Origin of the sequence: Belliella marina, assembly GCF_042682445.1 — a bacterium.
GTDB classification, from domain to species: domain Bacteria; phylum Bacteroidota; class Bacteroidia; order Cytophagales; family Cyclobacteriaceae; genus Belliella; species Belliella marina.
This window is the reverse complement of sequence record NZ_JBHUHR010000026.1, coordinates 1-5,917: the sequence shown is the minus strand read 5'-3', so window position 1 is coordinate 5,917 and position 5,917 is coordinate 1. Positions and strand designations below refer to the sequence as shown.

At 48.9% G+C, this 5,917-nt stretch carries 4 protein-coding genes; all 4 read right to left on the bottom strand.

Annotated elements, in window-relative coordinates; translation table 11 throughout:
• On the bottom strand, nt 1-644 hold a 644-nt coding region (locus ACFSKL_RS09700; RefSeq protein WP_376885756.1), incomplete at its 3' end, for a hypothetical protein.
• Between the two features lie 203 nt (nt 645-847).
• Entirely contained in the window at nt 848-2,809 is a 1,962-nt protein-coding gene (locus tag ACFSKL_RS09695; protein WP_376885755.1) for an OmpA family protein, read from the bottom strand.
• A 3-nt stretch (nt 2,810-2,812) separates the two neighbouring features.
• Nucleotides 2,813-3,781 (bottom strand): PorP/SprF family type IX secretion system membrane protein, encoded by a 969-nt coding sequence (locus ACFSKL_RS09690; RefSeq protein ID WP_376885753.1) that lies wholly within the window; start codon nt 3,779-3,781, stop codon nt 2,813-2,815.
• 6 nt (nt 3,782-3,787) lie between these two features.
• On the bottom strand, nt 3,788-5,917 hold a 2,130-nt coding region (locus tag ACFSKL_RS09685; RefSeq protein WP_376885751.1), incomplete at its 5' end, for a T9SS type B sorting domain-containing protein.

Sequence of the window (5,917 nt, the reverse complement as noted above, 5' to 3'; positions counted from 1 at the left end):
TCCACGCTTTCGATCCTGTCGTAGACCATCCTGATCTCATCGTCGAGCTTTCCGATGCTGATGCCCATGTAGTCCACAAACTCCCGCCTCTCGCCTTCCGTGTCCAGGTCCCTGTAGATGTCATACAGGCCCATCAGGTTGGCCACATGGTTCATGATCCTGTGCGAGAGGTAATACCGCACTTCGGTCAGCACGATCTTCTGCTCGATCGTCAGGCTGCAGAGGCTTCCCACGTCTTTGTCCAGCAACGGCTTCCCCAAACCACCGCAGGGGCCTTCAACCGGGTTTTCCGCGACGGATTCCGCCCTGGACCCATTGTACCGCAAGGCCATCCCGGACAGCTTCACGGCATGCCCACCCCCGGCAACAGGCTTCCCCACCACGACCAGACGGACGGGCTCCAGCCCACCGGGGGGACTGATCACGACGGTCTCCGAAAACGACCTGTTGCAGGCCACAGCCTTCCTGGCCTTCCTCAGGATCCTGAACCCCTCACGCGCATGCAGGACCCGCCCAAACAGCTCCCCCACGTGCAGGACTCCGCCATGCCCAAGCCCGGCCATATCGGCAAGCGGCCTTGAGACTGTCACCATACCGGATCCCATCTCCAATTCCCAGAAACCTATCTCTACCTGGTTGTTCATATTCTTTCGGACTTTGTATTGTTGGTGGACTTTTTTTTTGCGGCATTGGTATATGCCCCCCAAATCTACCACCCACGCAGGCACCGGAAAAGCCCGGATGCCAAACTTGATACCATAAGGGGGTTTTTTGTCGCCGTGGCAACAAAAAAAGCCGGGGGAGGACTTTCCCCCCGGCTTTTTCCCGTCGGCGGCACGCCCACGGATCAGAGGTCTATGATCTTGAACTCAGTCCTCCTGTTGAGCTGGTGCTCCTCCTCGGTACATTCCACTCCCGGAGCACAGCCATTCAACAGCTGTTCCATGCCGAAGCCTATCGCCTTGATCCTGTTCGCACCTATCCCCTTGCCGACTATGAAGTCGACTGCCGACTGCGCCCTCTTTTCCGACAGCGTCTGGTTGTATCTTCTCGCACCGCGGGCATCGGTGTGTGAGTGGAGTTCTATTTTCAGGGTCGGGTTTTCGGACATGATCTTCACCAGGTTCATCAACGGCCCCTCCGCATCCGGCCGGATATCCCATTTGTCGAAATCATAGAAGATGTTCTCCACAGAATAGACCTTGTTGATGACCAACCTGTCCAACAACACCTCTACGGATTTTTCCTTCTCAGCCCTCTCCCTCTGGCTGCCATCCACAACTTTTTTCAGTTCGGAACCGATATAGCCTGTAGAGGATGCAGCCAAATCATATGCCTGCAGAAACGGGATCCTGAAGGTGAATCTCCCCTCACCGTCTGTAATATACCTTAGGTTTACCCCGTTGTCCAGGTTGATTGCCGTAACCACCGCATCCGGGATGGGGCTGCGGTCAGCCTTGTCCAATACCACACCGTTTAGGACAAAAAACTCTTCATAATTGAGGATTACTTGATAAAGGTCATCGCTCCCTTTGCCCCCAACCCTATCGGAAGAGATATAGGCTTTGTTTCCATCCAATTTGATAAAAGAAAAATCGTCCCTGTTGGAATTGATTGGGCTCCCCAGGTTCTCAGCCTCCCCTGCGTTATTTCCATAGTTTTTTATCCGGAAAATATCAAGCCCGCCCAATCCAGGGTGGCCGTTTGAGGAGAAATACAAATCCTGCAATTGGTCTATGGACGGAGATCTTTCATCCCCAAATGTATTGACATCCGGGCCTAGGTTTTCCACCTCAGACCATGTACCATCCCCCAGTTTTTGGATTTTATAGATATCGGTCCCCCCATATCCCCCAGGCATATCAGAGGCAAAATAAAGGGTCTGCGCATCTTCATCCCAGAATGGGTCGATCAACAGATACTCCAGGCTCGAATTCACCGGCAAAGATTTTTCCTTTGAATAAGTTGAGTCTTCATTTACTTCCCTATAGTAAATCCCCGGAAAAACAGTCAGGTCAACTTTCTTTATTGTGAACTTCCTTGATTCTTTTGGGACTGGTGATTTTGAGTAAAAGACAATCGAAGGAGTCTCATAAATCGGTCCAATATGAAAATCATATCTGTAATCTTCATGTATTTCTATTCCTGTTGCCGTGTTTGATGTAGAATCGTATGTTGAACGGTAGACGGAAAGGAAACCATTCCCGGTCCAGCCATATCTTTTGCCCGAAAATGAATTCCTATAATCGATCTTGCCCTCAAAGTCATCAACCCTGTCCGAGACAAATGACAAACCGGTACCGACAACCTGGGGGGCAAATTCTGAAAAGGGGGTGTTTACCCCTTTGATTGGCTCAACCAGGCTTTCAGTACTTTCATTGACTAAATTTTTCCCTTTTTCTATGGAAACTTTCAATGACTCGACTTCCTCTTGGGAGACTTCTCCCCCTCCATTATCAAGGTATATACCAAGATTGGTTTTGGCTTCCCCAAACTTTGCATTTGCTGCCAATACCTTTGCAAAATTGAAATAATCAAGGTTTTCGACAGCCTCCATTTTCAAAAGCTTCGTGTACCAGGCCTCAGCCTGTTCAAAATCCCTGATCTTAAGATTGCTTTGTGCAAGACCTCTCGCAGCAAGCTCATTTTCCGACTCATTCCAAGACTTCAGGTAGTCGTCTTTTGCCAGGGAATAGTTCAGCATGCCCTCATTCTCCTGGGCAGAGTTCAGATACCTATCCTTCAGGGAGACACAGCCCACCGTGAAAAAAAGTATCAAATATGCAATTATGGTATAGTTCTTTAACATAAATCAGAAATTTCTGGGAGAGATTGATTTGATTCTTTTCGCCGGAAAAAGGTATCCAACAGAGATGTCGTGCGTGGAAAAGTTTCTTGGGTTGAAACCGTTTACAGAATGGTCATATGCATAGCCGATACGAAGGCCTTCGGTGACATATACCTCCAGCAAACCAACGATTGAGGTACTTTTCTTCAGCTGTTCATTGAGGGCCCTGTCTGCATAATCCACCGCCGTCCTGTAGGATGCCCCCAACCAAAATTTCTCGATAAATACGAATGACGCATTCAAATCCAACCTGGCAGGCGTCTTGAAGTCATCCATAAACATGAAGGAAGGCCTGAAGGCCACATTGTGGCTGATATCGACCCAGGTCCCGGCAGAAAGGTTCATATGGGATCTTGGTTCGGCTATCATGTCCCCATTGTCAAAATCCAACAGGGGGCCCATCAGGTTATCTACCGCAACACCCAAAAAGAAATTTTCATCATAGTAGAACAGACCTGCCTTGAAATCCGGGTAAACCATTTGGTTCTTTCCAATCGGGACGGATGGATCATCTGAATCCCCCGGTACCAACAACGCTCCGTCCAACATGGAATTGACCACCCCAATCCCAACCCCAAAACTCAGGTATCTGCTTTCGGAAAGCCTAAGGTGATAAGCCAGATTGCCATATACACCACTTGTCCTTTGCGCCCCTATCCTATCCAAGACCCCCACCACCCCAAACCCCAGGTTTTGGTTTGGCAGAAACCCATCAGCGCCAAGCGCCAATGTCTCCGGGCTCCCCTCGACCCCAGCCCATTGCTTCCTGTAATAGCTTTGGACGTAAAGTTGCTCTTTGTAGCCTGTATAGGCAGGGTTGATAAAAAGTGGATTAAACATATACTGGCTGAATTGGGGGACTTGTTGTCCCATCAATTCAGTACAGCCCATGGCGATAAGGCCAAGTATTATCAAAAGCTTAACTTTTTTCATAATCGATTATCTTAAAATTGTAACATATCCGGTAAATACCTGCTCCCTGCCCTGATGGTCTACTGCCGTCAGTTGATAGAAGTACGAGCCTTCAGCCAAATTACCACCATTCCAATCATTGTTATAGTTATTCGTCCTAAAGACTTCAACCCCCCATCTGTTGACGACCACAAGCTTGTTGGAGGCAAAGAAATGTATGATACCTTCTATGGCCCATGTGTCGTTGATGCCATCCCCATTAGGTGTAAACACATTGGGGATCTTAAGCTCCAGCTGCGTATGGGAGACCGTCGCAGTGTTGTCTGATTCATCTGTATCCAACTCCCTGGACTCAACACTTGCCGTATTGGAGATTTCCCCGGGATTTTCAGCCTCTACATTCAATACCATTTCAATTGAACCCATGGATTCAAGCAGGCCAACCTCCCATGTGACAACCCTCGTTGTTGAATTATATGAGAAACTTCCCGCAGATACCTGCGCATCGACAAACCGCACTCCCAGTGGTATAAAGTCCGTCACAACCACTTCAGAAGCATCTGATCCGGAATCATTCACGACATTGATTGTGTAAATGAATGGCATTCCCACCATAACCATTGGTGCCGATACGGTTTTGGTTATACTGAGATCAACCACATTGATAATGACAGCTTCTGCATCTACAACCACTTCAGGGAAATTATCCCCCGAAACAACCACCCTATTCACAATACTTCCCTGTTCTAAAGTAACCAGCGCAGAGATTTCAATGTTTATGGTTTCATTGACTCCAAGCTCATCGATTGTCCATGTGATGTTGTCCCCATTGATCCCACCATCCAATGACATATTCAGAACCGTCAGCCCTGACGGCAAATCATCTGTGATGACAAGCCCCTTGGCGGTAAATTCCCCTTCGTTTCTTATGCTTATGGTATAATTGACCACATCACCCGGGGAAGCTGTCAGGATATCGGACACTTTGGATACCGATATCACTGTTGTATCATCAAGGATAACCACATCCACAGGATTTGACTCAATCCCATCTCCTTCTATGGTAGGACTTGTGGCTACTGCGATGTTTCTGATGACATGATCAAACTCAAGGTCCGCATCTGTAGACACTACCAAACTTATCGTTATGCCCTCTCCTGCTGCCAGAGTCCCCAAGCTCCAGTTAACCGTACCGGATGTCACCGTTCCTCCATTGCTGGCAGATACAAAGGCTGTTCCCTCCGGCAATACATCGGATACCATCACTCCCTGAGCATCACTCGGGCCTGCGTTATTTACTGTTATGCTATAGGTGATATTTTCACCAGCAAGCACAGTCGAGCTGTTTGCTGTTTTTACAATACCCAATTCTGCTTCGGTTTCTACTTCCACATCTTCTGGTTCAGACTCTTTAGGGCCATTCTCGTCGGTTGGCGAATCCACCACCGCTATGTTGCTGATCGTTGTACCGGCTTCTAGGGATGACGGGGTAGATAGTACCAAACTTACCGTTATGCTCTCTCCTGCTGCCAAGGTTCCCAAGTTCCAGGTGACTGTTCCTCCTGTTTCTGTACCACCGTTGGTTGCTGACACAAAGCCTGTTCCTGATGGCAACACGTCGGTAACGGTTACATCCTGTGCATCACTTGGACCGGCATTGCTTACTGTGATGTTGTAGCTGATGTTCTCACCCGCCACTACAGTAGCGCTCGTTGCAGTCTTCACGATATCAAGGTCGGCCACGGCATCTACATCCACATCCTCTGGATCGGATTCTTTTGGCCCCTCCGGATCGGTCGGCGATTCAACAACAGCGATGTTGCTGATGCTTGTGCCCACAGCAAGGGATGGAGAAGTGGAAAGCACAAGGTTCACCGTCACGCTCTCTCCTGCTGCCAAGGTTCCCAAGTTCCAGATGACTGTTCCACCCGCTTCCGTTCCGCCGTTGTCGGCTGACACAAAGCCTGTCCCTGATGGCAATACATCGGTTACCGTTACATCCTGTGCATCACTTGGACCGGCATTGCTTACCGTGATGGTGTAGCTGATGTTCTCACCCGCCACTACAGTTGCACTTGTTGCAGTCTTCACGATATCAAGGTCGGCTGATGTCTCTACATCCACATCCTCTGGATCGGACTCTTTAGGGCCATCCTC